This window comes from Pseudomonas sp. ZT5P21, assembly GCF_054897785.1.
This window is the reverse complement of the sequence record NZ_CM142705.1, coordinates 3,968,138-3,994,449: the sequence shown is the minus strand read 5'-3', so window position 1 is coordinate 3,994,449 and position 26,312 is coordinate 3,968,138. Positions and strand designations below refer to the sequence as shown.

Below are 26,312 nucleotides of genomic sequence, written 5' to 3'. Positions count from 1 at the left end.
AAGCAGGGCGTGCTCCTCTGGATGCCGCCCTTTTTTGTGCAAGAGCATTATGCAAAGCAGCAGCAACCTATTTCCTGTCGCCCTGATCAGCGCCGAGCGACGCGGCGATCTGAGCGAAGACGTCTATCGTTTGAAACCCGGTAACAGCCCTGACGGCACCGTGGAGTTGGCCGTCACCCGGTTGGGCATGGCGGACGAGCCGACGGTGCGCGGTGTTCCGGTGATTTTGTTACATGGCAGCTTTTCCAATCGCCGGTTCTGGTTTTCCCCAAAAGGTCTGGGCCTGGGGGCTTACCTGGCGCGCTTGGGGTTCGATGTGTGGATTGCGGAAATGCGCGGTCATGGCCTGTCCCAACGCAACCAGAACTACCGCAAGAACAGCGTCGCCGACTACGCTCGTTACGATCTGCCAGCCATTGGTGCGTTCGTGCGTGAGCAGAGCGGCCAGGTCCCGCACTGGATCGGCCACTCGCTGGGCGGGATTACCCTGGCGGCGGCGCTGGGTGGCGAATACATCGGCGAGCCAGTGGTGGCCTCTGCGGCATTCTTCGGCACGCAAGTCAGCCGCACCTATTGGCCGTTGAAGTTTCCGCCGGTGGAGTGGAGCGGACGCTTCATACTCAAGCGTTTTGCCCAACTGTCCGGTTCGCGGCTCAAGCGCGGCCCGGAGGACGAGCCGATTGGCCTGGCGCTGGAAAGCATGCGCTGGTATGGCTTGTTCGGGCGCTTTGGCGATGCCGACAAGGATTGGTGGGCGGGACTGGCCAGCGTCCAGATGCCAGTGCTGGCCGTAAGCGCAGTCAGCGACCATCAGGATCCAGCGTGGGCGTGTCGTAAGCTGTTTGATCAGATCGGTGCCCGGCACAAGCAATTCATCAACCTTGGCCGCGAGCAGGGCTTTGGCGACAATTTTGGTCACGTTGAAATGCTGGTCAGCAAGGCTGCTCAAGCCGAAGTCTGGCCGCTGGTGGCGCGCTGGCTGGCGGATCAGCAAACACCGTTGCTCGGTGACAAACCGGATCTGGCTGCGGCGATCTAAGCTGGATGCTCTATCAAGGGCATTTCGCTCTGATCGGCATGCGGCTAAGATACGACGCATTACGCTTTTCCGGTCACTTTGCGACATCCTCGATTGTCTTCCTCTTTACAGGAGTTTCTCGATGAACCATTACCTTACGCCCGACCTGTGCGACGCCTATCCGGAACTGGTGCAGGTGCTGGAGCCTATGTTCAGCAATTTCGGTGGCCGTGATTCCTTCGGCGGCGAAATCGTGACCATCAAGTGCTTCGAAGACAACTCGCGGGTCAAGGAGCAGGTCGAGCTCAAGGGGAATGGCAAGGTGCTGGTCGTCGATGGTGGCGGTTCGCTGCGTCATGCGTTGCTGGGTGACATGCTGGCCGAGAAAGCCGCGAAAAACGGTTGGGAAGGGCTGGTGATCTACGGTTGCATCCGCGACGTCGATATCATCGCGCAGACCGATCTGGGCGTTCAGGCCCTCGCCAGCCACCCGAGAAAATCCGACCGGCGCGGGCTCGGCGATCTCAACGTTGTTGTGACCTTTGCCGGCGTGACGTTCCGTCCAGGCGAATACATCTACGCGGACAACAACGGCGTGATCATCTCGCCAAGCCCGCTGAAGATGCCTGAATAGAAGCGCCGGACCAAAAAGGGGTGAGGATGTTCGAGGAAGAAAACGCGCAGTGGGGGCTGGTGCATGCCCTGGTGCTGGATGGTAAAGGCGGTGCGCGTTCGATAGCCCGGACTGAACTCGATGACTTGCAGCTGCAGGCGCATGAAAGCCTGTGGGTGCACTGGGATCGCAGTCACCCGCAAACCCAGACCTGGTTGCGTAGATCCAGCGGTCTGAGCGAATTCAGCTGTAATCTGCTGCTGGAAGAAAACACCCGTCCGCGTCTCTTACAGCTTTCCGACAGCGAACTGCTGCTATTTTTGCGTGGGGTCAATCTCAACCCGGGTGCAGAGCCGGAAGACATGGTCTCGGTGCGAATCTTCGCCTCCGCACAGCGAGTGATTTCCCTGCGCCTGCGTCCTCTGCGCGCTACTGACGAGTTGCTGGTGCAGCTCGCCGAAGGCAAAGGCCCGAAAACTGCTTCCGAACTCGTCCTTTATATGGCGCAGTACCTCACCAACAAGGTGCAGGATCTGGTGAGTTGCCTCTCGGAAGTGGTCGATGATGAGGAAGAAAAGCTCGATGCCGACGAACGGTACACGCCCGAACATGGCTCCATCTTGCAGATCCGCCGAAGGGCCGCGGCGCTGAAACGTTTCCTTGCCCCGCAGCGGGATATTTTCGGTCAGATGACGCGGATAAAACTGCCCTGGTTTGTTGAAGATGATGGCGATTACTGGAATGAATTGAACAACAGCCTGACCCGCTATCTTGAGGAGCTGGAATTGACGCGGGAGCGCGTGGGGCTGGTCCTGGAGGCTGAAGACCGTCGTTTGAGCGTGCGCATGAACCGCACGATGTACCGCTTCGGGATCATCACCGGGATCTTTTTGCCGATGAGCTTCCTGGCCGGTCTCTTGGGCATCAACGTCGGCGGAATACCGTTCTCGGACAGCCCTTATGGCTTTCCGATTGCCTGCCTGATGATGGTCTCGGTAGCCTTGGGTCAGTGGTGGTTATACCGACGTTTGCGCTGGGTCTGACGATGAACCATGTGACCCGTGCAAATCTGACCGCGTCTTTCACAGACATCACGAGAGGTGCGTATGCACGATCCGTTTGAACAGTCTTTGCGCGACATGCTGAACGCTTCGCCGTCCACCCGTGACGACGATGCGTGCCTCGGCCGTGTCTTGAAAACCGCCAATCGCCAGGTCGGCGCCGGTGATCTGTTCAGCCTGCTGGGCCGCTGGTTGCCCGCGCTGATGATCGCTTTGAACAACGGATCGGCCCATGTCTCGCCGGTTTCCCGTCACCGAAAACCTACCGTTCGCACTGCTGATAAGGCTGATTGAATATGGAACTTGATCTCTGGACTCAGAGCCTCGTCACTGCAATGACTGCGTTATGGACAAAGGTCGCTAACTTCATTCCGAACCTGTTCGGCGCGCTGGTCGTGCTGCTGTTGGGTTTTGTCGTGGCGAAACTTTTGGATACTTTGCTGTCCAAGCTGCTTGCCAAGTTGGGTCTTGATCGCCTGATGGGCGGTACCGGTCTGACAAAATTGCTGTCCCGGGCCGGCCTTCAAGTGCCGATTTCGACGCTGATCGGCAAAATCGTCTATTGGTTCGTTCTGCTGATATTTCTGGTTTCTGCCGCAGAATCCCTTGGGCTTGAACGAGTTTCAGCTACGCTGGACATGCTTGCGCTGTATTTGCCGAAAGTTTTCGGTGCCGCGCTGGTGCTGTTGGTGGGTGTGCTGCTGGCGCAACTGGCCAATGGGCTGGTGCGTGGTGCGGCGGAGGGCGTAGGGCTGGATTATGCCGCCGGGCTGGGGCGAATTGCCCAAGGCCTGGTGATCATCATCAGCATTTCGGTCGCGATCAGCCAGTTGGAGGTCAAGACTGACCTGCTCAACCATGTGATCGTGATCGTATTGATTACCGTTGGTCTGGCGGTTGCGCTGGCCATGGGGTTGGGAAGCCGGGAAATTGCCGGTCAGATTCTTGCGGGAATTTATGTGCGTGAGTTGTATCAGGTTGGGCAACAAGTGCGTGTTGGTGAGGTCGAAGGTCAGATCGAAGAGATTGGCACGGTTAAAACCACATTGCTGACCGATGAAGGTGAGCTAGTCTCTCTCTCCAATCGGATCCTCCTGGAGCAGCATGTGAGTAGCCGCTAACTCGGCAAACCCTGCTAATGTATGCCGCCGCAAAATGCCCTGATAGGGCTGCGGCGGACATTGACCTGACTGTCGGCCCGACTTGTTTTGAATAAAGCTCAATCGCTCTCCACGCGCTACGACCCCCGCGAGCTCTCTGATGAGGAGTTGGTCGCGCGCTCGCATACCGAGCTGTTTCACGTAACGCGCGCCTATGAAGAATTGATGCGGCGTTACCAACGAACATTATTTAACGTCTGTGCACGGTATCTTGGGAACGATCGCGATGCAGACGATGTCTGTCAGGAAGTGATGTTGAAGGTGTTGTATGGCCTGAAGAACTTCGAGGGGAAATCGAAGTTCAAGACATGGCTATATAGCATCACGTACAACGAATGCATCACGCAGTATCGGAAAGAACGGCGAAAGCGTCGCTTGATGGACGCTTTGAGTCTGGACCCCCTCGAGGAAGCGTCTGAAGAAAAGGCGCCGAAACCCGAGGAGAAGGGCGGACTTGATCGCTGGCTGGTGTATGTGAACCCGATTGACCGTGAAATTCTGGTGCTACGATTTGTCGCAGAGCTGGAATTTCAGGAGATCGCAGACATCATGCACATGGGTTTGAGTGCGACAAAAATGCGTTACAAACGCGCTCTAGATAAATTGCGTGAGAAATTTGCAGGCATTGCTGAAACTTAGTTCGGCGCAAATATCTCTTACGTGTAGGCAAGTTCTGATAGACTTGCCGCCGAGTTGTCCCCCGGTTTGCGGGACTGCTTCACAATCACCAGATGGGGATTTAACGGATGAAACTGAAAAACACCTTGGGCTTGGCCATTGGTTCTCTTATTGCGGCCACTTCGTTCGGCGCATTGGCACAAGGCCAAGGCGCAGTTGAAATCGAAGGCTTCGCTAAGAAAGAAATGTTCGATAGCGCTCGTGACTTCAAGAACAACGGCAACCTGTTCGGCGGTTCCGTTGGTTACTTCCTGACCGACGATGTTGAACTGCGTCTGGCTTACGACGAAGTGCACAACGCTCGCACTGAAGATGGCAAAAACGTCAAAGGCGCAAACACCGCCCTGGACGCTCTGTACCACTTCAACAACCCTGGCGACATGCTGCGTCCTTACGTTTCGGCCGGTTTCTCCGACCAGAGCATCGACCAAAACGGTTCGAACGGTCGTAACCGTTCCACCTTCGCCAACGTTGGCGGCGGTGCAAAACTGTACTTCACCGAGAACTTCTACGCCCGTGCCGGCGTTGAAGCTCAGTACAACATCGACCAGGGCGACACCGAGTGGGCTCCTAGCGTCGGTATCGGTGTGAACTTCGGTGGCGGCTCCAAGCCTGCTGCCGCTCCAGTTCCAGCACCGGCTGAAGTCTGCTCCGACAGCGACAACGACGGCGTTTGCGACAACGTCGACAAGTGCCCGGACACCCCAGCCAACGTAACTGTTGACGCTGATGGCTGCCCAGCAGTTGCTGAAGTAGTTCGTGTAGAACTGGACGTTAAGTTCGATTTCGACAAATCTGTTGTTAAAACCAACAGCTACGGCGACATCAAGAACCTGGCTGACTTCATGAAGCAGTACCCATCCACCTCCACTACTGTTGAAGGTCACACTGACTCCGTCGGTCCTGACGCTTACAACCAGAAATTGTCCGAGCGTCGTGCAAACGCCGTTAAGCAAGTTCTGACTAACCAGTACGGTGTTGAATCGTCCCGCGTTCAGTCTGTTGGCTACGGCGAATCCCGCCCAGTTGCTGACAACAAAACTGACGCTGGTCGCGCTGTAAACCGTCGCGTAGAAGCGCAGGTTGAAGCTAACGCTAAGTAATTAGCCGCAGCTCTGAGAAAAGCCCGGCTTAGGCCGGGCTTTTCTTTGCCTGCTATTTGGGTTCTGGTCATCGGACCACAGGATTACGACATTCTGTAGGAGCGAGCTTGCTCGCGATGGTCGTCAACGATGACGCGTTGAGCCTGACACTCCAGTGCGTTCTCAGGATTTTCGCGAGCGAGCTCGCTCCTGCAGTTTCCAGCGCGTGCTGCCACCGCCCCGATTACCAAAATAGCCGGACTTTTCAGCTCAAAGGCGTAGGCATCTTCTTCCATCGCCGTCAGATCGCTCCGACATTCCCGTTGATACGGCAGCGAAGCGTTTTCAATCATTGCCACAGGCGTATCCGCCGCCATTCCTCCGGCGAGCAGTTGCTCGCGTATTTCGTTCAACTTCGCCACGCCCATGTAGACCACCAGCGTCGTGCCACCCTGGGCCAGTGCCTGCCAGTTCAGGCGACTGCCATCTTGTGTGTGGGCCGTCACTAGCGTCACACCGCGTGCGACACCCCGCAGCGTCAACGGAATATCACAGTGTGTCGCGCCAGCGAGCCCGGCAGTGATGCCATTGACCAGCTCAACATCGACCCCGCGCTCGCGCAACCACTGCGCCTCTTCACCGCCACGACCAAAAATGCACGGGTCGCCGCCCTTGAGCCGCACCACGCATTTGCCCTGGCGGGCATAACGCAGCATCAATCGATGAATGAACGCCTGAGGCGTAGAGCGACAGCCACCGCGTTTGCCCACGGCAACGATCCGCGCCTGGGGGCAATGCTCAAGCACTGCTTCGTTCACCAGATCGTCAATCAACACTACATCGGCTTCGCTCAATGCTCGAACGGCCTTCAGGGTCAGCAATTCCGGGTCGCCAGGACCTGCACCCACCAGCCAGACTTTTGTGTTCATGGTGTTTTTCCTCACGAGATGACGGCGATCGGCTGCGCAGTGGCGGCCAACAAACGCTTGATTTCCGGAACGCAGGAGCCGCATTGCGTGCCGCAACCCAATTCTTGTTTCAAGCCTTGCAAGTCCAGGCCTCGGCGGATGCCAGCACAGACCGCGTTTTGGCTGACGTTTTTGCAGTTACACAGGGTTCTGGTGCCGGCGGCTGGCGCGCGGGCGTTGCCTGGGGGCGCGCTCAGCGGTGCGAGCAGCCAGCGCCGCAATGATTGGTCGACACGACCTTCGAGCCATAAGTCCTGCAGCCAATGCTGGGCGAGGGTTTCGCCGGCCAGACGAATCGCGGTAATTCGGCCGTTATCGATCCGCACCCGTTTGCCGATGGAGCGCCGAGGGTCGTCGTAAGCCAATACCGGACCGTCGTTGAGCCTCAGACATTGATCGAGATCACGCAGCAATTGCGGATCAGGCGCGGCGGCGCTGGCAGCGCGTATGAGCAGCGCAGGGCGTTCACGGCCAGCGAGGCTGAAGCTGACGTAGGAAAATGCCTCGCAGAGTGGTCGTAGCGTCTCAAAATGCTGTTGGATATCACCCTCGACCAAGGCGAAAAGGTTCCAGGGCAGGTTTATTGGGTCAAGTCTTACTCCGGTGTGTTTGAGTTCCGGCTGTTTCGACAGCGGGTCAAACGCCGGTTGGGTGATCGCGTTGACACCACCCTTCAGGAAGCGATCGCCCCAGTGCATGGGCAGGAAGGCCTGGCCAGGACTTACACTGTCGTCGCTGCCGACCGCAACAATGATCGCGCCGCGACGGCTTTTCAGGCTGACCAGTTCGCCCGGTTGCAGTCCATGGCGGTGCAGTTCATCCGGGTGCAGGCTCAACACGGCTTCGCTGACATGACCGAACAACTGCGCGGCAGTGCCGGTGCGGCTCATGCCGTGCCATTGATCGCGCAGGCGGCCAGTGATCAAGGTCAGCGGGAATTGCGCATCGCATTGTTCCTTGGCGGCGCAATACAGATCGGCAACGAACCGGGCGCGTCCGCTGGCGGTCGGAAAAATCCCGTCCACGTACAATCGGGCCGTACCTTCACTGGCGCCTGTCGGAAAAGGCCATTGCTGTGGACCAAGACGATCGATCAGGTCATGACTGATGCCGGACAGGTCCAGATCACGGCCGCGAGTCAATTGCTTGTACTCATCGAAGATCTGCGCCGGCGTTTCGAACGCAAACAGACTGGCACGCTCAGGGCGCAGATGTTTTTCCAGGCGCTGTGCGAAATCCACCGTAATCGCCCAGTCGGAGCGTGCTTCCGCGGGGGCGACAATCGCGCGGCGGACGTGGGAAATCCGTCGTTCGGAGTTGGTCACTGTGCCGTCCTTTTCGCCCCAACTGGCGGCCGGCAACAGCAGGTCGGCGAACGCGGCGGTTTCGGTGGTGCGAAAGGCTTCCTGCAACACCACGAAAGGGCAGGCGTCCAGCGCCGCGCGCACGGCCGTCTGGTCCGGCATTGATTGCGCGGGGTTGGTGCAGGCGATCCACAGGGCTTTGATGGTTCCGCTACGAACCTGCTCAAACAATTCGATCGCGGTGAGCCCGGTGTTTTCGGGCAGTTGATCCACGCCCCAGTAAGCCGCCACTTCCGCGCGGTGCTCGGCATTGGCCGCTTCGCGATGGCCTGGCAGCAAGTTCGACAGGCTGCCGGTTTCGCGACCACCCATGGCATTCGGCTGACCGGTCAGGGAGAAAGGCCCTGCACCTGGGCGGCCGATTTGTCCGGTGGCGAGGTGAAGGTTGATCAGCGCACTGTTTTTCGCACTGCCAGCGGTGGACTGGTTCAAGCCCATGCACCACAACGACAGGAAACTCGGCGAAGTGCCCACCCACTCGGCACATTGTTGCAGCTGTTCAACGCTGATCCCGCACAGCTGCGAAACCATCGGTGGCGTGTAATCGCGAACCAGGTCTTTCAGTTCGGCCAGGCCTTCGGTGTGAGCCTTAATGAAGGCGCGGTCGATCCAGTCTTCCGACAGCAACAGGTACAAAATCCCATGGAACAACGCGACGTCGGTGCCCGGAAGTATCGCCAGGTGCAGGTCAGCCAGATCGCAGGTATCGGTACGGCGCGGGTCAATTACGATGACTTTCATCTGCGGCCGGCGGGATTTGGCCTCTTCCAGACGACGAAACAGTACCGGGTGGGCGTAGGCCATGTTGCTGCCGACGATCATCACACAGTCGCTCGATTCCAGGTCTTCGTAGCTGCACGGCGGCGCATCGGCGCCCAGGCTGCGCTTATAGCCGACCACCGCCGATGACATGCATAACCGCGAATTGCTGTCGATGTTGTGGGTGCCGACCAGCGCTCGTGCCAGTTTGTTGAAACAGTAGTAATCCTCGGTCAGCAGTTGCCCGGAGATATAAAACGCCACACTGTCGGGGCCGTGTTCGACGATGGTTTCAGCGAAGACGCTGGCGGCGTGATCCAGGGCAGTGTCCCAGTCGGTGCGGCTGCGGGCCAGGCCTTTGCCGAGGCGCAGTTCCGGGTACAACGCTCGGGCCGTGAGGTCGCCGGTCAAATGCAGGGTCGAACCCTTGCTGCACAGTTTGCCAAAGTTGGCCGGGTGAGCCGGATCGCCGCTGACGCCGAGAATGCGCTCGCCGTCATGCTCGATCAGCACGCCGCAGCCAACCCCGCAGTAGCAGCAGGTGGAAGCGGTAATCTGGTGATTCATCAGCTGGCTTCCCGCAGGGCTTCACCGAACATCAGGTGATCACGAATCTCGCCGATGTCATGGTTTTCACGAATCTGCTCGAAATACCAACCGCCATCGGCCGTATCGCCATACAGACAGGCCCCGACCAGCACGTCATCCTTGATGACCAGTTTTTTGTAAATCCCGCTATCGGGATCGGAGAGGGTGATGGTTTCGGTGCCTTCGCCGCCCATGAAGTCGCCGGCGGAAAACAGGTCGATGCCGGTGACTTTCAGTTGGGTCGAGGTCACTGAACCCTTGTAAGTGGCGAAACCCAGCTGGGCAAGGTGGTTGGCGCAGACCTTGGCTTGTTCGAACAGCGGCGCGACCAGACCATAGGCGATGCCACGGTGGCTGGCGCATTCGCCGATCGCGTAGACCCGTGGATCGTAAGTTTGCATCGTGTCGTTGACCAGAATCCCGCGATTGCACGGCAGGCCGGACTTCTCCGCGAGTTCGGTCGCGGGGCGAATGCCGGCGGCCATCACCACCAGGTCGGCAGGGATGATGTCACCGTTCTTGAACTCAACCGCGCTGACCTGGCCATTACCGGCATCGTGCAGGGCCTGGGTTTGCTCGTGAAGGCGAAAGTGCAGGCCGCGAGCTTCAAGCGCGGTTTGCAGCAGCCGGCCGCTGATGGTGTCCAGTTGTCGTTCCAGCAACCACTCACCGTTGTGCACCACGGTGACGTTCATGCCGCGCAGCATCAGGCCGTTGGCCGCTTCCAGGCCCAGCAGGCCGCCGCCGATGACCACGGCGTGCTTGTGGGATTTGGCGGTGTTGATCATGGTCTGAGTATCGGCGATGTCGCGGTAGCCGATCACGCCGTGCAAAGTATTGCCGGGAATCGGCAGGATAAACGGGTTCGAACCGGTAGCGATCAGCAAGCGATCGTAATGGGCTTCGGTGCCGTCTTCGGCAACGACGCGGCGTTTGACCCGATCAATCTCCACCACTTTGCGGTTAAGCAGCAATTTGATGTTGTTGTCCAGGTACCATTCCAGGTCGTTGAGCACGATCTCTTCAAAGGTGTGTTCACCGGCCAGTACGGGCGACAGCAGAATGCGGTTGTAGTTGGTATGCGGTTCGGCGCCGAAGACGGTGATGTCGTACAGATCGCTGCTCAGTTTGAGCAACTCTTCTAGGGTCCGAACCCCGGCCATACCATTGCCGATCATCACCAGTTTGAGTTTTTTCATCAGGTTCTCCGGGGGCTCGGAACACATTTCGCGCAAACAAAAAAAGGCGTCCCGCTAGTTGCCTAGCGAGGACGCCTTTGTCCTGGTCCCGTCATTTCGGGGAGCGCATCCTTCGTCGTTGAAGGCTGGGCTTTATGTTCGTTGAGAGAGGTAATGCAGTGGTTGTGCCAAGTTGTCCATTGCCCGGTTTCACTGGCTTTGATCGACAGATCAAACGACGCTATTGCACCGAATAGAAGCGTGTTGCCCGTTAATGGAGCGGGTTGCCGAAGGATTTGCAGTAAGTGTCCAGACGTCTTCGCGAGCAAGCCCGCTCCCACAGGGGGAACGCATTTCAACTGTGGGAGCGGGCTTGCTCGCGAAAGGCGCGACACGGTCTAGCCATGAAACACCAGAACCAACAGCACCAGGTTCACCAGCAACGACCCCAGCGCCAACGTCCGCCAGACCTTCACTGGTTCGCGCTCCAGCAACGGCCTTGGCCGCACACTCAAACTGCGCCGCTCGCCTTGCTCTAGCACCAGCAACCATTCTTCCGCCGTTTCAAACCGCTCGCCCGGATCCGCCGCCACCGCACGTTCCAGGCTTTGCGCGATCCATTCGGGCAAGTCGGGCCGGTAGCGACTGGCACTGACCGGTGCACCAAACCGCGGCCGCTGGAACGCTTCGATTTCGCCGTAGGGGTAGTGCCCGGTCAGCAGAAAATACAAGGTCACGCCGACCGCATAAAGATCCTGTTGCGCGGACGGCGGGTCACCGCGAAAGGCTTCCGGCGCAATATAGCTGGGCGTTCCGGGCAGGGCCGAGGGCTGATCTTCGGACAGGCCGGGGCAGTAGGCGAGGCCGAAGTCCAGCAGGCGCAGCTCACCGTCGTCCCCCAGCAGCAGATTCTCCGGTTTGATGTCACGGTGGAGAATTTGCCGTCGATGCAGCATGCCAACCGCCCGCAGCAGGCGTTCCGCCAGGTCCTGCCAGTGGGGCAGCGGCAGTGTTGCGGTTCGTTCGGCGAGTTGCGCCAGGGTGGAACCGGAATATTCACGCATCACGTAGTACAAATGCTGACGCTGACTGGCGGCGTGGACTTCAGGGAAATGCCGCCCGGCCACACGCTTGAGAAACCATTCTTCCGACAGCAACGCTTGTCCGGCCAGGTGATCGTCGCGCAATGCAACAGGCAAGGTTTTCAGCAACCAGGGTTGTTGCTGAACGTCGCGTACTCGATAAAGCAGCGATTGCTGACTCTGGGCGAGTATCCCTTCGACCTGCCAACCCTCAAAATTCTGGCCTGGTTTCAGCGCTGGCGGCAGCGGCCATTGCTGCAAATGAATCAACGCATCGCCGATGCTCGTTTCACCGAGGGCGTCGACCCGCACCAGCAAAGCACTGGCGTTGTCTTGACTGCCCGCCAGATGCGCCGCAGTCACCAAGGTGTGCGCCGCGCTGTGCAGATCCGGTTGATCGCGCAGAATGGCTGCAATGGCGGTGTCGCCCAGCACGGCCCAGATGCCATCGCTGAGCAGCACGAAACTCTCATCGAGGCGCAACTCGCCATCGAGAAAATCCAGCACCAGATGCTGATCGAGTCCCAGCGCCCGTTTGAGCACATGCTGCATGCCCGGCTGATCCCAGACGTGGTCTTCGCTGATCCGCTGCAATTGATTGGCGTGCCAGCGATAAACTCTGCAGTCACCGACATGCGCCAGGGTAAATCGCCTGCCGCGTACGACTAAAGCACTGACAGTGGTGAGCAGCGGTTGCCCACCGCCATTGGCCTGCAACCAGCGATTCTGTGCCAGCAGCAGGCGGTCCAGTGCCTGGGCGACACCCCAGGTTTCCGGGGTGGCGTAATAGTCCAGCGCCAGCGCCTGCAAAGTCGAGCGCGCCGCGAGTCCGCCATCGGCGCACTGGCTGACGCCGTCGGCGATGGCGAACAGGTAACCCTTGCTCGCCGCCAGCGCCGGCGCGGGAGTGACCAGGCGCAGGGCGTCCTGATTCTCCTCACGCGGGCCAATGGCGCTGGCTTCGGCGAAACTCAGTTGCAGGCTCATTCAGCCCTCACACCCGCGCCGCGGTGACGGCAGCCGAGCCCCACGTGGTTCTCCAGCGACGTTTCACGCCGTACAGGCCGAACCAGGCGAGGACGCCGAGGCTGGCGAACAACCACAAGGCCAGTTGGTAGCTGCCGGTGCTTTGCTTGATCGCACCCATGCCCGCCGCGAGGGCGAAACCGCCGATACCGCCGGCCATGCCGATCAATCCGGTCATTACACCGATTTCACGACGAAAACGTTGTGGGACCAGTTGGAAAACAGCACCGTTACCCGCACCCAGACCGAGCATGGTGCAGACGAACAGTGCCAGTGCTGCGTAGGAGCTTGGCAAGTTGAAGCCCACCGCCGCGATGCAGATCGCTGCGACCGTGTACATCGCCAGTAACGTGCGAATCCCGCCGAAACGGTCCGCCAGCGCCCCGCCCAAAGGACGCATCAGACTGCCGCCAAACACGCAGGCTGCGGTGTAATAGCCGGCGGTCACCGGGCTCAGGCCATATTGGTCGTTGAAGTAGCCGGGCAGGGCGCTGGCCAGGCCAATAAAGCCGCCGAAGGTCACGCTGTAGAAAAACATGAACCACCAACTGTCGCGGTCACCCAAGGCTTTGAGGTAGTCCGACATCGACTTGGCCTTCGGCCGCTCAGGCGCATTTTTGGCCAGCCAGGCGAAGACGATGATAGTCAGGATCAACGGTATCAACGCGAAGCCGAACACGTTGCTCCAGCCGAACGCGGCGGCCATCACCGGGGCGATCAGGGCCGCGAGCACGGTGCCCGAGTTACCGGCACCGGCGATGCCCATGGCTTTGCCCTGATGTTGTGGCGGATACCATTGCGACGCCAGCGGCAGGGCCACGGCGAAGGACGCACCGGCCATGCCGAGGAACAGGCCCAGCAGCAGCGCTTGTTCGTAACTGTGGATGCCGTGCTTCCAGGCGACGAACAGGGCGCAGATGACGATCACCTGGCCGATCAGCCCGGCGGTTTTCGGCGACAGGCGATCCGCCAGCATGCCCATGATGAAGCGCAACACGGCACCGGCCAGAATCGGCGTGGCGACCACCATCCCGCGTTGTTGGGTGGTCAGGTGCAGGTCGGCGGCGATCTGCACTGCCATCGGGCCGAGCAGGTACCAGACCATGAAACTCAGGTCGAAATAGAGGAAGGCCGCGAACAGTGTCGGGGTATGGCCGGATTTCCAGAAGCTTGAATTCATTGCGCACCTCAGCTGTTGATCGTCTCGAGAAGGAGTCATGAGCTTGCAGGTGGGGCGCCGCAACGGCCGCACCACCGGCCCCGGGCTGTGGGGCCAAAACAAAAAAACGCCGCCACCGGATTCGCCTTGGGCAAATGAGGTGAGCGACGTCTTTGTCGTAGGTGGGGCAACCGCCGTTGGTTACCTGTGGTGAATGCTTAGCGAGATTTGTGCCAACAGTCGGTAGTGGGGGCTAAGGAGATTGTTGTGGCGAGGGAGCTTGCTCCCGCTCGGCTGCGCAGCAGTCGTAAACCCTGCAACTGTATTGTGTCTGATTCACCGAGATGGCTGGCTTTTGGGGCCGCTTCGCAGCCCAGCGGGAGCAAGCTCCCTCGCCACAAGTGGAAGGATTCAGCCCAGCAACTCACTCATCGCAATAATCTGCTCCGCCACCTGAATCAGCTTCTGCTGCCGGCTCATGGCCTGGCGGCGCATCAGGGTGTAGGCCTCTTCCTCGTTGCAGTCTTTCATCTTCATCAGCAACCCCTTGGCCAGCTCGATGCGCTTGCGCTCGGCCAGTTGCTGGTCACGGGCGTGCAGTTGCGCGCGCAGGGCCTGGTCGCTTTCGAAGCGGGCCATGGCCACGTCGAGAATCGGCTGCAAGCGTTGTGCGTGAATGCCTTCGACGATGTAGGCACTGACCCCGGACTTGATCGCCTGGCGCATCACACCGGGATCATGTTCATCGGTAAACATCACGATCGGTCGTGGCTGGTCACGACTCACCAGCACCACTTGCTCCATCACATCGCGGCTCGGTGACTCGGTATCGATCAGAATCACGTCCGGGCGCACCGTTTCGACGCGAGCAGGCAGGTCGATGGTCAGGCCGGATTCGTCGATTACCTCGAATCCGGCTTCGGTCAAGGCCGCTTTCAGGCGGCCGACTTTCTTCGCAGTGTCGTTGATCAGCAGGATACGCAACATGTTCGCAGTCTCCTGTCAGCGGCTGGCGAGTCGGGATGAGCTGTCGCTCAAGGCGTGCAGCTTGAAACTGCAGGCATAACCGGCCGGGTCGCAGCCGTCCCAGATTTTGCCGTCGATCAACTGGCTGCTGCGCATTTCCTTGCCCAATGAGGCAACACCAACAGCGCTGGCGGCCTCTCGATACAAGTCTAGTTGCTGGACCTGACGAGCCACCGCGAGGTAGTCCGGGTCATCGCGCAACAAGCCCCAGCGGCGAAACTGGGTCATGAACCACATGCCATCGGACAGGTAAGGCAGATTAACTTCGCCGCCTCCGTGGAAGCGCAGAGCATGCGGGTCTTGCCAGCGATTGCCGAGACCGTCGGCGTAATCGCCGAGCAGGCGCGGTTCGATGCAATCGAGCGGTGCATCGAGGTATTGCGGGGCGCTCAATAGCTGCGCCGTACTGCGACGATTCTCGGTGCTTTCTTCGATGAAACGGCTGGCTTCCAGAATCGCCATCACCAGCGCCCGGGCGGTATTGGGGTACTGCTCGACGAATGCGCGGGTGCAACCGAGGACTTTTTCCGGATGGTCGGGCCAGAGGGTCTGGGTTGTCGCCATCGTGAAGCCGAGATTCTGTTTCACCGCGCTGGCGGACCAGGGCTCACCGACGCAGAAGCCGTCGATTCGGCCTGCTTGCAGGTGCGCGACCATCTGCGGCGGTGGCACCACCACGCTGTCGACGTCGTGCAACGGATGAATGCCCTGGCTCGCCAGCCAGTAATAAAGCCACATGGCATGCGTTCCGGTCGGGAACGTCTGCGCGAAGGTGAGTTTTGGGCGAGTTTGGTGCACGTGACGATCCAGTGCTTCAGGACAGATCACGCCCAAGGCCTGCAACCCGTGCGACAGGTTGATGCTCTGACCGTTCTGGTTCAGGCCCATGAGCACTGCCATGTCGGTGGCCGCGATGCCGCCGATGCCCAGGTGCACGGCGTAAATCAGACCGTAAAGGCTGTGGGCGGCATCGAGTTCGCCGCTGACCAGTTTGTCTCGCAGGTTGGCCCAGGAGGACTGGCGCTTGAGGTTCAAGGTCAGCCCGTAAGGCTGGGCAAAACCCTGGGTGGCGGCGACCACCACCGACGCGCAGTCGCTCAGGGCCATAAAGCCGAGGTTGATGTCGGTCTTTTCCGGGGCATCGCTGCCGTTGACCCAGGCCAGTGGGCCGGCTGATGGTTCGTTCATCGCGTCTTCACCTTGCAAAAAAAAGCGTCGTCGCGGGTCCTCGCATGAGCAAGGCCGGGTGACGACGCCATTGTCCTGGCACTCATCCCGCCGTTGACATGAGTGCTGATACCTCTTGGGGTGCAAGGCATATGCCAGCCCGGGTTTCATCAGCTTTCCATCAGGACTTCCCGCGCCATGTCTTTCATCCTGCCGACCCTTCATCGTCAGGCTGCAAAAGGAGGTTGGCGTGCAAACCGAATCACTTCGTGCCACCACATTCCCGGAGGCTCGTTCCGGCGGGCGGGTGTTGCATCTGCGTGTCAGCGAATCGACCGAACTTCTAGGCTCGGCACACCGCCATCGGTTACCCGGCGATTGGGAAGGGCTGATCGCGGTCAGCGAGGCGCTGCAAATGAGCGGCGGCTGTGTGCAGGTGATGCCGCTGTCCGAAACACGGCTGGTGAAGCTACAGGTCTTTTTCGACCTGAGTGATGCGTTGATCGGTCAGCGGCCGAGCCATGCCCCGTGGGCAATATTGCCGGTCGCATACGAGACCGTTCAGTCGGAACGCGCGCTGGAACGCTGGTACATAGAGCAGGCCATGAGCGCAAGTTCGGCCTACCAGGCCTTTGCCGACGTGCTGCGTCATACCGAGAGTTACGGGCTCGTGCGATTCCTGCTGGAGCAGGGCACCCGCAGTGAAAAACTGACCGACCTGGCGCAACGCTATGGTGTTTCCGTTTCGCATTTTCGTCGATTGTGCCGGCAGGCGCTGGGCAGTGCAGCCAAGCCTGCATTGCGCGGCTGGCGCACGGCTCAAGCGCTGTTGAACATGAGTTTGCGGGACGGCTCGCTGACGGATGTCGCGCTGGAGTCCGGCTTTGCCTCTTCTTCGCATTTCTCCAAGGAAATCCGCGAGCTGGTGGGCTGCACGCCCAGCAGCCTCGCCGACATTACCTACCTTCCAGGCAAGTGAGCCGATGAACCACCGATCGTTCTCCTTATTCCTTTTGCCCGTCTGCTTGAGCACGGTCTTGCTGCTCACACCCTTTGCCGGGCAGGCCGCTCTCTACAATTTCGAGGCCCGCGAACAAAGCGTGCGCACTTTTTTCAGCGAACTGTCCGGCCCACTGGGCAAGCCGGTCATCGTCAGCAAGGCGGCTGCGGCCAAGCGGATTTCGGGAACGTTCGATCTGCTCGCGCCGCAACGAACCTTTGAGCGAGTCAGCGCGCAAATGGGCTTGATCTGGTACAGCGATGGTCAGGCGATTTATCTGTATGACGCCCCGGAACTCAAAAGTGCGATGGTGTCGCTGCAGACCCTGACCGTGGCGAAGCTTCAGGCGTTCCTCGAGCGCTCCGGGTTGCACGATCGCCGTTATCCGTTGCGCCACGATGGTCTGCGTACGTTCCATGTGTCCGGCCCGCCGATGTATGTCGATCTGATCACGCAAGCGGCTGGGCTGATGGATAACCAGCGCTCGGAACTGTTGCTAGGCAAGCAGCAGATCGGCGTGATCCAGGTGCGAAACACCTTTGTGAGCGACCGCCAATACGAGTTGCGGGATGACAAAGTGACGATTCCCGGGCTGGCGACCGTGATTGAGACCTTGCTGCGCGGCGAGCGCAACGGCGTCGAGCCCGCAGTGGCGCAAGTTCCGGCACAGCGACCGCAGGGCTTGATGCCGGCGTTCCCACTGGAAGGCCTGGCTAGTCCCCCGTCGGATCAGGACCCGTCCGCGCCGAGAATTCTCGCGCGCGACACAGCTGCCGGAAACATTCGGGTCGTGGCCTATCCCGATACCAACAGCCTGCTGGTCAAGGGGTTGCCGGAGCAAGTGCGTTTTATCGAGAACCTGGTCAGTGCGCTGGACACGCCCAAACGTCACGTTGAGTTGTCGTTGTGGATCATTGATCTGCACAAGGATGAACTCAATCAGTTGGGCGTCAATTGGCAAGGCGTAGTGAATTCGGGCGGAAAATTCAGCGCGTCGCTCAACGCCGGCTCGGCGACCACGCTCGATGGCGAGTCGTTCGTGGCCCAGGTCATGGCGCTGGAGCGCACGAGCCGGGCGAATGTGGTGTCGCGACCGGTGATCCTGACCCAAGAGAATGTGCCGGCGATTTTCGACAATAACCGAACGTTTTATGCGCCTCTGGTGGGCGAGCGCAGTGTTGATTTGCAGCACGTGACCTACGGCACGCTGGTGAACGTGTTGCCGCGTTTCGCCCAGTCGGACGAAATTGAAATGTCGCTCAATATCGAAGATGGCAACGAAATCGAAAACCCTGGTCAGGGCGAACGAGCGAGCGCTTTGCCGACGGTCGGCCGCACCCGGATCAGTACGGTGGCGCGGGTGCCGCCGGGCAAGAGCCTGTTGGTGGGCGGTTTCACCCGCGATGACCACAGCGAGCAGATCGGACGGGTACCGGTGCTGGGGGCGATTCCGTGGATCGGACGGCTGTTCAGTTATCGGCAGAACCGCTCGGCCAATACCGTGCGGGTGTTCCTGATTCAACCCAAGGAAATTCGCGACGCGCTTGAGCCGGATATCGTTGAGCCGGCACCGCCATTGCTCACCCCGCAACAACACGAACGTGTGCGGCGCTCGTATTTCCGGTCGGCAGAAAAATGATCCTGCCGACGATGTCCACCGGCGGGCGCGCCGCCCAGGCGCGGCTGAATGCCGAGAAGGCCGCCGAGCATCCGCAGCCTCAGACGACTGCGCAAACTGATCTTGATGAGACCGGCACGGCTGCCGTCCTGCAGCGTTTCGTCCAGATCAGCGATGAAATGTCAGCGGCATTGGCGCAGTTTCGCGCTCGACGGCATTTCGAACTGAAGTCCGACACCCTGACTGACAACTTCGACAGGGTTCTGGACGACGACACCGTGCCCAAGGTGCGGCAGATTCTCGGCCTGGTACGGCTCGCCGACAAACCCATTGCCTGGTTGCTGCAGATGGCGCGAAAGCTGTTTGCCGATGACAGCGATCTGGTGTTGGTGCTGCGAGAACTGTTGCGCCGTAAAAAGCTGGAGAAAAACACCCGTCAGCGGCTGGAAACGCTCTTGCAGACGATAGTCGCCCAGGCTTCCCCAAAACGCATGAACGCCGGCATCAATGCCGCGCTCAAGGCTCGAATGTTCGGGGCGAGCATGGCCGTGCGCGCCGCGCTGTTGCGCGAGACGTACCGGGATTTTCTCGAGTCCGATGAAGGACCGGTCAGCTGTTATCAAGACTGGATTGCGCTGTACGGCCCGCCCCGACGCACCAACGTGCTGGCCTTTATCGAAGCGGCACTGCTCACCGATATCAGCGCCCAGGACCCAAGTTGCTCGCGCGCAGAGTTTGGTCAACTGCTGGCCCGGTTGACCGACCTCAAGCGCCTGCGTTCAGCCGATGCCGTGTTCATCGGCGGCCTGCTCGGCGATGAACTGATTTGCCAGCACAACCCCGATGAATCCGAATGGCTGGTGTTTCTGTTTGGCCTGTTGACCTGGCCCGATGAACTCGATCAGTTGCTGCTCGGCGTGCTCGGTGAACGCCTGTTGTTGAGCCTGCACCGTGAACGTTCGACGCTGCTGCAGACCGTGCGCCGGTTCAGCCTGCAATTGCCGCTGCCACTGTTTGCCGATGAAGAGGCGCCGCTGCGCCTGGCGCAACAGTTTTCGCGTCTGGCAGACATTGCCTATACCCACGAATGTATTGAACAGCGACGTCTCGGCGGTTGCTCATGATTTTTCCCCGGAGCTGACCAGCGATGCTCAATGTGTTTTTGCGCAACGTCGGGGCTCGCCCGGAGCTGCTGATCCTGACGCTCATGGTGATGATCATCGCCATGCTGATTATTCCCCTGCCGACGGTGCTGGTGGATTTTCTCATTGGCCTGAACATCGTCATTTCGCTGCTGGTGTTCATGGGCTCGTTCTACATCGAACGCATCCTCAGCTTTTCGACGTTCCCGGCATTGCTGCTGCTGACTACGCTGTTTCGCCTGGCGCTGTCGATCAGTACCAGTCGCCTGATCCTGAGCCAGGCCGATGCGGGGGACATCATCGCCTCCTTCGGTGAGTTCGTGATCGGCGAAAGCCTGGTGGTGGGGTTCGTGATTTTTTCCATTGTCACCATTGTCCAGTTCATCGTGATCACCAAAGGTTCGGAGCGGGTCGCCGAAGTCGCGGCGCGCTTCTCGCTGGACGGCATGCCGGGCAAGCAAATGAGTATCGACGGTGACCTCAAGGCCGGCGCCATCACCGCCGAGGAAGCCAAGGAAAAACGCAGCGTGCTGGAGCGTGAAAGCCAGCTGTATGGGGCCTTCGACGGCGCGATGAAGTTCATCAAGGGCGATGCGATCGCCGGCATCATTATTATCTTCGTCAACTTCATCGGCGGCATGGCCATCGGTGTCGGGCAAATGGGCATGGACATGTCCATGGCCTTGTCGACCTACACGTTACTGACCATCGGCGATGGCCTGGTCGCACAGATTCCGGCGTTGCTGATCGCCATCGGCGCCGGTTTTATCGTGACCCGCGTCAACGGTGACGACAGCAACCTGGGGCGCAACATGCTGGCGCAGATGCTGGGCAATCCGTTCGTGATGGGCGTCACTGCGCTGCTGGCGGTGGGTGTCGGCCTGCTCCCGGGTTTTCCGCTGATGACTTTTCTGCCCATCGCCGCGGTGCTGGCGCTGGTGGTGTTTACCCGGCATCAAAAGGCCTCCAGGGCGGCCGGCGACGGTGAAAGCCGTGCCGCAGCCACCGAGCAAGGCGCGCTGCAAACCGGGTCGGGATTGCTCGATGACGTCGATAACATCGCCACCGAAACCATCGCCTTGATGATCCTGGTGCCCACGTCGCAACTGAACGCGCTCAACAAAGCTCGATGGGCGGCGCGCTTTCGCAGCCAGTTTTTCGTCGACTACGGGTTGCGCATACCCGAACCGCAATTTCGCGCCAGCGAGGCGTTGCCGGCTCATCAAGTGGCGGTGCTGATCAATGAAGTGCGGGCCGAGCAGTTCGATATCCATTTCGATCACTGGCGCCTGCTCGATTACTCGCCGGACCTTGAGCCCTTGGGTTTTGACCTGGTGCGCGGCAACGACAGCAATCGCCTGGGCGGCGTCTGGGTCAACGCCGTCGACAGGGAGCGGGTGCAACAGTTGGGCTATCAACTGCGCCCGGCAGACGAAGAATGTTATCGCTGCCTGGTCACGTTGCTGGCGCGCAATATCCAGGAGTTTTTCGGCGTGCAGGAGACCAAGCAACTGCTCGACGAAATGGAAACCCGGTATCCCGACCTGCTCAAAGAAGTGTATCGCCACGTCACGGTGCAGAAGATTGCCGAGGTGTTGCAGCGTCTGATCGGTGAGCGCATTTCCGTGCGCAACATGAAACTGATCCTGGAGTCGTTGGCGCATTGGGCGTCGCGGGAAAAGGACGTGCTGGCGCTGGTCGAACACGTTCGCGGGGCGATGGCGCGCTACATCAGTAACAAGTTCGCTCACGGCAATGACTTGCGCGTCCTGCTGTTATCGCCGGAATTCGAAGAGGTGGTACGCAGAGGCATCCGGCAAACCTCGGGCGGCAGTTTCATCAACCTGGAACCGGCCGAGTCGGAAGACCTGATGGACCGCCTGAGTGTCGGCCTGGACAGCCTGCACATTGCGCACAAGGACATGGTGCTGCTGTGTTCGGTCGATGTGCGGCGCTACATCAAGAAGCTGATCGAGGGGCGGTTCCGGGAGCTGGACGTGATGTCGTTCGGCGAAATCTCCGAGACCATCTCGGTCAATGTCATCCAGACTGTCTGAGGAAACCCTGTAAATGATACCGATCGATATTGCCGACCTGTTGCGTGAAGCACTGCGACACAGCGGTTGCGTGGACAGCCAGATTGGGCACTTTGACAGCCACAGCACCATTGAAATGCAGATGAAAAAACTGCCCGATATCAACGTGGCCGTCGTGGAGGGCGATGTGTGGATCTGGGCGGCGGTCGCGCAAGCGACCCCACACGTCATGAACCATTGCGCCTTCGAATTGATGCAGTTCTTGCTGGAAGGCAATGCTTTCTCTCGCACCGGGCAGGTGCACCTGTGCGAAGTCCAGGGGCAGCTCGAACTGCGCTTGATGGCCAATGACCACGCTTTGGGTGACGCCGAGCATTTCGCACAAGCCCTGGATGCGTTTGTGCAGTCGATCGAAACGCTGTGCGAACTGTTGCGCCGATGAGCATCCGGCTGGAACGGCGTGCGGCCCATCCCTTGCGTTTGAGCGGTCCTTTGCTCGAAGCGGCGCTGGACAATGTGGTGGTCGGTGAAGTCTGCGAAGTGCGTCGCCATTGGCGATCGCCGCACGTGGCGGCCAAGGCGCAAGTCATCGGCTTCATGCCCGGTGCCGTCTTGCTCAGTTTGCTTGGCGACGCCAAGGGATTGTCCAGGGAGTCGATGATTGTTCCGACGGGCTCGACATTGCGGCTGAGCTGCAGCGATGCCTTGCTGGGCAGTGTGGTCGATCCCCAGGGCCATATCGTTGAGCGATTGGCACCGTCGACAGCCTTTGAGCAGCAGGACTATCCGGTGGATGCCGACCCACCGTCGTACCAACAGCGGCGGCCGGTCGCAGAACCGCTGCGAACAGGAATGCGCGTCATCGATGGCTTGTTGACTTGCGGAGTCGGCCAGCGCATCGGCATTTTTGCCGCGGCCGGGTCCGGTAAAACGACGCTGATCAATATGCTGATCAGCCACACCGAAGCAGACGTTTTCGTCATTGGCCTGATCGGCGAACGCGGGCGTGAAGTCACCGAGTTCATTGAACATCTGCGCCAATCGACGAAGCGATCACGCTGCGTGGTGGTGTATGCCACTTCGGATTTTTCCTCGGTGGACCGCTGCAACTCGGCGTTGCAGGCCACCGCCATCGCCGAATATTTCCGCGACAAGGGGCAGCGTGTGATGCTGTTGCTGGACTCGTTGACCCGTTATGCCCGGGCTCGTCGCGACTTGGCGCTGGCCGCGGGTGAAGCGCCCGCCCGGCGTGGATATCCGGCGTCGGTGTTCGATGCCTTGCCACGTTTACTGGAGCGACCCGGTGTGACGGCTTCCGGGAGTATCACCGCCTGGTACACGGTCCTGCTGGAGAGTGACGATGAGCCAGACCCGATCGCCGAAGAGATTCGCTCCATTCTCGACGGTCATGTTTACCTCAGCCGTGCCCTGGCGGCCAAAGGTCATTACCCGGCAATCGATGTCTTGCGCAGCGTCAGTCGCGTGGCGGCGCAAGTCACCACTGCGCAGGTGCAGCAACTGGCGTCGTCGACTCGGGAAATGCTGACGCGCCTGGAGCAGATGCAGATTTTCCTCGACATGGGCGAGTACACCCACGGTGCTGATGACGCCAACGATCAGGCCCTGCAGCGCCGCGAAGCCTTGGCTCACTGGCTGCGTCAGCCCACGGACGAATGTTGCGAGCCTGACGAAACCCTGCGGAGCCTGAATGAACTCCTTGCCTGACCGGCGACGCCTGTTGGCATTCAGCCAGTTCCGCCAGCAACGCGGTGAACTGGCCGTGCTGCGCACACAACAACAGTTGCAGTCGCTGCGGCGGGAACTCACCGGTTTCGAGGGGCAAGTGGCATCGCTGCAAAACCTGCTGGCCAGCCATCGCGCCACCGATTGTGTTCTGGATCACGGGCAATTGTTGGCGTTGCTGCGAACCCAGGCGGTCATCCGGCGGCAGATTGATCGGGTACGCCTTGAGCGCGACTGCGTGGAGGAGCAATGCAGGCAGCTTGAGCAGTCGTTGCAACAGCAACGCAAACAACTGCGCGGTTTGCAGCACAAACACCACAAATACCAACGGTCGGTGCAGCAGCTGTCGCGCGCGCAACGGCTTGAGCAGGTGCGCCGGGAAGAAAGGGAAATAGAAGAGATGACCGGAGTACGACGATGAACAATGTTCCTGCGGTTCCACCCGTATCGACTCAAGTGCTGGAACCCGTCACCGAGGGTTCCGTGGATGACATGCGCGACACGCTTGTACCGGCGCAAGAAGATGAACTACCGCAAGGTGTGCAGGATTTGCTGGCGACGTTGAGCGTGCGTCATCGATCCAGAGTCAGTGCTGTTCAGGGCTTCGCAGGTTCTGAAAGCAAGGCCCCGGGGCCAATGCCAGCGACGTTCGGGCCGTCTTCACAACGGCCGCCTGAGCCGGTTTCACACCCCTTATTGCAACGGCGGGAGTCTGTTGCCCCAGTCGTCGACAGAACGACGACGCTGGTAGCACCGGTGCCATTTGCAGTGACTCCGACAACCGCTGCGACGCTGGACCCTGTGGGAGCGGGCTTGCCCACGAAGGCGGCCTCACTAGCACCGATCGATTCCAAGGCAGCGCCAGCGGAAACATTCGCTGCCGCGTCAGTGCCGAAAGTGCTGCACAACCTTCAAGCCCTGCACCTTGCACCCTCTGTGGCACCGCCCCCCATCCACTTGCCCTCGGCGCCAATGCCCCGGCCCGCGTTCGACATGAAGGTCCAAATGCCGCCGGATCCGAGCCGCGGCCTGCTGCAGATTCCCTTCAACAAAGGCACCGTTAGTGGACAAGTGACGATTACCCGAGAGCCCGATGAGTCCACTCGCAACTTGCTGCTGAGTCCGAGCAACGCCTTGGTCTTCGAACAACTCAAGGCACCTTTTGAACTCGTTCGAGATCCCGGCTGGCGGCTGAACGACGACAGTAGCGAGCAGCAGCATCAGGGCACCCATCAGTCGCCGGAGGAAGAGCAAACCGAACAGCAGGAAGTTCCTGCATGAGAGCGCTGATGTTGCGCCGGGTCGACGCTTTGGCACACGCCCGCACACAAGCGGTGCAACGCTGGCGCCGCGCCGGTCATCGCGCAGGTTTGGGCAGACCTGATCGGCTGCCCGGGTATTTGCGGTTTCGCGCACGAAGCAAGGAAGGGGACTGGCGGGGGCTGATCCTGGCCCGTGACTGGCTGCATCACTCGCTGCCGCAGTTGCGCGCATTGCTGGCGATCGAGTGCCCGCTGACGAGCATCGTCGAGTTGTTCCGTGCCGTGCCGCGACCTCTGCCTAGGGTGGACGAGCTGGCTTACCAAGCGTTGGTGGACATCGAGTTGACCGCTCCGACAGAACTGCCGACGCATGACTTGCCCTGGTTCGACATGTCAGGTGGGCGAGTGTGGTTGACGCAGTTGCCACCGATGGGGACCACCAATAGTTCGCTAGGACCGGACTCATGGCTGGCGGATTTGCCGCTTTGCCTGCAACTGTTGCTGGGCTTCAGCCACCTGCGTCAGGTGCGGCTGGGGCAGGGCGACGTCTTGCGCATCACACACCGGACCGACCAGTGCCTGTTGGCAGATCAATGCATCGGTGTGTTCACGTTCACTGAAGAGGGAGTAAACATGCAATCGACGGTTGCCGATTCAAATCAACAGGTCGCCACGCAAGCCAACGCGGAAGTCGAACTCGGTGCTGTGCCGGTGCGGGTGGAATTCCTGCTCGCCACCCAAGAGATCGACCTGGGCACGCTGTCACAGATCATCGATGGCCAACTCATTCCGTTAGCAGCCGATGCCGCCCGGCACATTGAGGTACGCGCCAATGGCAAACGCGTGGCCCGTGGCGAACTGGTGCAGCTGGACGATCAGTTGGGCGTCGAGTTGCTAGAGGTTTTTCGGAACACTGGCGATGAATGACGTCTCGCTGATTGCGCTGCTGGCGTTCGCTTCACTGCTGCCTTTTCTGGTGGCCGCCGGCACCTGTTACATCAAGTTTTCCATCGTCTTTGTCATCGTGCGCAACGCGTTGGGTTTGCAGCAAGTGCCGTCGAACATGACCCTCAATGCGATCGCCTTGATGCTGGCGATTTTCGTGATGACGCCGGTCATGAAGCAGGGCTACGGCTATTACAAGGAAGAAGCGGTGGCCTTCACCGATATCGCGTCGGTGGTGAACTTCGCCGAGAACGGTCTGGGTGGCTACAAGGATTACCTGCGCAAGTACACCGATCCCGAACTGGCCCTTTTCTTCGAGCGTGCACAAGCGGTTCAGAGTGATTCCCTGGAGGGCGTGCCTGCGGATGAAGAACTCACACCCTCACTGTTTGCGCTGTTGCCGGCTTATGCGCTGAGTGAAATCAAAAGCGCGTTCAAGATCGGTTTTTATCTTTATCTGCCGTTTGTGATTGTAGATCTGGTGATCTCCAGCATCCTGCTGGCGCTGGGCATGATGATGATGAGTCCGGTGATCATTTCAGTGCCGATCAAACTGGTGTTGTTTGTCGCGCTGGATGGCTGGGCGCTGCTGTCGACCGGGCTGGTCAAGCAATACCTGACATTACTGGCATAGGGG

The 26,312-nt window shown here is 59.8% G+C and carries 23 protein-coding genes and 1 pseudogene; 17 read left to right on the top strand and 7 right to left on the bottom strand.

Annotation, left to right across the window (positions count from 1 at the left end; all coding sequences use genetic code 11):
* Nucleotides 1-49: 49 nt before the first annotated feature.
* From ACYZT9_RS18505 to ACYZT9_RS18475, 7 genes are all read left to right on the top strand, one after another.
* Nucleotides 50-1,039, top strand: coding sequence for an alpha/beta fold hydrolase (locus ACYZT9_RS18505; protein ID WP_462006823.1), 990 nt, complete (start codon nt 50-52; stop codon nt 1,037-1,039).
* 121 nt (nt 1,040-1,160) lie between these two features.
* Nucleotides 1,161-1,652 (top strand): ribonuclease E activity regulator RraA, encoded by a 492-nt coding sequence (rraA, locus tag ACYZT9_RS18500; protein WP_258621015.1) that lies wholly within the window; start codon nt 1,161-1,163, stop codon nt 1,650-1,652.
* 26 nt (nt 1,653-1,678) lie between these two features.
* A complete protein-coding gene (locus ACYZT9_RS18495) occupies nt 1,679-2,674 on the top strand; it encodes a zinc transporter ZntB (protein WP_462006822.1) in 996 nt (331 codons plus the stop codon).
* Nucleotides 2,675-2,737: 63 nt separating this feature from the next.
* Nucleotides 2,738-2,986, top strand: coding sequence for a hypothetical protein (locus tag ACYZT9_RS18490; RefSeq protein WP_007944521.1), 249 nt, complete (start codon nt 2,738-2,740; stop codon nt 2,984-2,986).
* A gap of 2 nt (nt 2,987-2,988) precedes the next feature.
* Nucleotides 2,989-3,813 (top strand): mechanosensitive ion channel family protein, encoded by an 825-nt coding sequence (locus ACYZT9_RS18485; protein WP_008027407.1) that lies wholly within the window; start codon nt 2,989-2,991, stop codon nt 3,811-3,813.
* Between the two features lie 87 nt (nt 3,814-3,900).
* On the top strand, nt 3,901-4,491 hold the full coding sequence (gene sigX / locus ACYZT9_RS18480; RefSeq protein ID WP_017337463.1) for an RNA polymerase sigma factor SigX: 591 nt from the start codon (nt 3,901-3,903) through the stop codon (nt 4,489-4,491).
* Between the two features lie 107 nt (nt 4,492-4,598).
* Nucleotides 4,599-5,633, top strand: a complete 1,035-nt coding sequence (locus ACYZT9_RS18475; protein ID WP_462006821.1) for an OmpA family protein — start codon at nt 4,599-4,601, stop codon at nt 5,631-5,633.
* Between the two features lie 83 nt (nt 5,634-5,716).
* Here the strand turns inward: ACYZT9_RS18475 and cobA are convergent, their stop codons facing one another.
* The 7 genes and pseudogenes from cobA to ACYZT9_RS18440 all read right to left on the bottom strand — a co-directional run bounded on the left by cobA (nt 5,717) and on the right by ACYZT9_RS18440 (nt 15,950).
* Nucleotides 5,717-6,541 (bottom strand): uroporphyrinogen-III C-methyltransferase, encoded by an 825-nt coding sequence (gene cobA, locus ACYZT9_RS18470; RefSeq protein WP_462006820.1) that lies wholly within the window; start codon nt 6,539-6,541, stop codon nt 5,717-5,719.
* Between the two features lie 11 nt (nt 6,542-6,552).
* On the bottom strand, nt 6,553-9,270 hold the full coding sequence (locus ACYZT9_RS18465; protein ID WP_462006819.1) for a nitrate reductase: 2,718 nt from the start codon (nt 9,268-9,270) through the stop codon (nt 6,553-6,555).
* A gap of 20 nt (nt 9,271-9,290) precedes the next feature.
* Nucleotides 9,291-10,490, bottom strand: a pseudogene (locus ACYZT9_RS18460) (NAD(P)/FAD-dependent oxidoreductase); the annotation flags it as partial.
* A gap of 377 nt (nt 10,491-10,867) precedes the next feature.
* Nucleotides 10,868-12,538: a protein kinase domain-containing protein gene (locus ACYZT9_RS18455; RefSeq protein ID WP_462006818.1), complete on the bottom strand. Its 1,671-nt coding sequence runs from the start codon at nt 12,536-12,538 to the stop codon at nt 10,868-10,870.
* Between the two features lie 7 nt (nt 12,539-12,545).
* Entirely contained in the window at nt 12,546-13,757 is a 1,212-nt protein-coding gene (locus ACYZT9_RS18450) for a nitrate/nitrite transporter (RefSeq protein ID WP_462006817.1), read from the bottom strand.
* A gap of 390 nt (nt 13,758-14,147) precedes the next feature.
* Nucleotides 14,148-14,723 carry an ANTAR domain-containing response regulator gene (locus ACYZT9_RS18445; protein WP_042558507.1) on the bottom strand — a complete coding sequence of 192 codons (576 nt, stop codon included), beginning with the start codon at nt 14,721-14,723 and terminating at the stop codon, nt 14,148-14,150.
* 15 nt (nt 14,724-14,738) lie between these two features.
* Nucleotides 14,739-15,950, bottom strand: a complete 1,212-nt coding sequence (locus ACYZT9_RS18440; protein WP_462006816.1) for a CmpA/NrtA family ABC transporter substrate-binding protein — start codon at nt 15,948-15,950, stop codon at nt 14,739-14,741.
* A gap of 229 nt (nt 15,951-16,179) precedes the next feature.
* On the opposite strand from ACYZT9_RS18440, the gene ACYZT9_RS18435 reads away from it, so the two are divergent.
* The 10 genes from ACYZT9_RS18435 to ACYZT9_RS18390 are packed head-to-tail and all read left to right on the top strand — an operon-like array spanning nt 16,180 to nt 26,309.
* Nucleotides 16,180-16,908, top strand: coding sequence for a helix-turn-helix domain-containing protein (locus ACYZT9_RS18435; protein ID WP_462006815.1), 729 nt, complete (start codon nt 16,180-16,182; stop codon nt 16,906-16,908).
* Nucleotides 16,909-16,912: 4 nt separating this feature from the next.
* The gene (gene sctC, locus ACYZT9_RS18430) at nt 16,913-18,568 is read left to right on the top strand and encodes a type III secretion system outer membrane ring subunit SctC (protein ID WP_462006814.1); all 1,656 of its coding nucleotides are present in this window, start codon (nt 16,913-16,915) and stop codon (nt 18,566-18,568) included.
* Nucleotides 18,565-19,671 carry a type III secretion system gatekeeper subunit SctW gene (sctW, locus tag ACYZT9_RS18425; RefSeq protein WP_462006813.1) on the top strand — a complete coding sequence of 369 codons (1,107 nt, stop codon included), beginning with the start codon at nt 18,565-18,567 and terminating at the stop codon, nt 19,669-19,671. The genes sctC and sctW overlap by 4 nt, the downstream gene beginning before the upstream one ends.
* Nucleotides 19,672-19,694: 23 nt before the next feature.
* On the top strand, nt 19,695-21,746 hold the full coding sequence (locus ACYZT9_RS18420) for an EscV/YscV/HrcV family type III secretion system export apparatus protein (protein WP_462006812.1): 2,052 nt from the start codon (nt 19,695-19,697) through the stop codon (nt 21,744-21,746).
* 13 nt (nt 21,747-21,759) lie between these two features.
* Nucleotides 21,760-22,167 (top strand): InvB/SpaK family type III secretion system chaperone, encoded by a 408-nt coding sequence (locus ACYZT9_RS18415; RefSeq protein WP_462006811.1) that lies wholly within the window; start codon nt 21,760-21,762, stop codon nt 22,165-22,167.
* Nucleotides 22,164-23,450, top strand: a complete 1,287-nt coding sequence (gene sctN, locus ACYZT9_RS18410) for a type III secretion system ATPase SctN (protein WP_462006810.1) — start codon at nt 22,164-22,166, stop codon at nt 23,448-23,450. The genes ACYZT9_RS18415 and sctN overlap by 4 nt, the downstream gene beginning before the upstream one ends.
* Nucleotides 23,434-23,889 carry a type III secretion protein gene (locus tag ACYZT9_RS18405; protein WP_462006809.1) on the top strand — a complete coding sequence of 152 codons (456 nt, stop codon included), beginning with the start codon at nt 23,434-23,436 and terminating at the stop codon, nt 23,887-23,889. The genes sctN and ACYZT9_RS18405 overlap by 17 nt, the downstream gene beginning before the upstream one ends.
* Nucleotides 23,886-24,749, top strand: coding sequence for a SpaN/EivJ family type III secretion system needle length determinant (locus tag ACYZT9_RS18400; RefSeq protein ID WP_462006808.1), 864 nt, complete (start codon nt 23,886-23,888; stop codon nt 24,747-24,749). Before ACYZT9_RS18405 ends, ACYZT9_RS18400 begins: the two co-directional genes overlap by 4 nt.
* Nucleotides 24,746-25,657 carry a FliM/FliN family flagellar motor switch protein gene (locus ACYZT9_RS18395; protein ID WP_462006807.1) on the top strand — a complete coding sequence of 304 codons (912 nt, stop codon included), beginning with the start codon at nt 24,746-24,748 and terminating at the stop codon, nt 25,655-25,657. Before ACYZT9_RS18400 ends, ACYZT9_RS18395 begins: the two co-directional genes overlap by 4 nt.
* Nucleotides 25,650-26,309 (top strand): EscR/YscR/HrcR family type III secretion system export apparatus protein, encoded by a 660-nt coding sequence (locus ACYZT9_RS18390; protein WP_462006806.1) that lies wholly within the window; start codon nt 25,650-25,652, stop codon nt 26,307-26,309. The genes ACYZT9_RS18395 and ACYZT9_RS18390 overlap by 8 nt, the downstream gene beginning before the upstream one ends.
* Nucleotides 26,310-26,312 lie beyond the last annotated feature (3 nt).